Genomic DNA, 325 nt, shown 5'->3' with positions numbered 1-325 from the left:
TAATCGCGATTCAAAGAGTGATATATTTTCCTGTATTAACATGCAAATTATTTCATACAGCCCTCTTGGGATCTCGACAGATTTAAAATCTTGTCGGAAATTTTGACCTTGCTTGATTCGAGGTATTTTTAGATAAAACTTACCATGATGTTCCTTTATATCACAACATTTAAGCTGTGATACTTGTGATGGCCTTCTACCCGTACATAATAAAATATTAAGTAAAGCAAAATCAAAAAGATTTATTTTTCCGTCATTATACCCATTCATAGCCTTACTATGTAGTTCGTTTAATTCTTCATCAGTGAGAGGACCGCCTTCAGGG

Annotated in this window: 1 pseudogene; it reads right to left on the bottom strand. The window is 33.8% G+C overall.

The features are described from left to right. A pseudogene (locus ADK28_RS32670) lies at window positions 1–325 on the bottom strand (hypothetical protein); the annotation flags it as partial.

This window comes from Serratia sp. 506_PEND, assembly GCF_001076875.1.
GTDB classification, from domain to species: domain Bacteria; phylum Pseudomonadota; class Gammaproteobacteria; order Enterobacterales; family Enterobacteriaceae; genus Serratia; species Serratia marcescens.
This window is presented reverse-complemented; position numbering and strand designations above follow the sequence as displayed.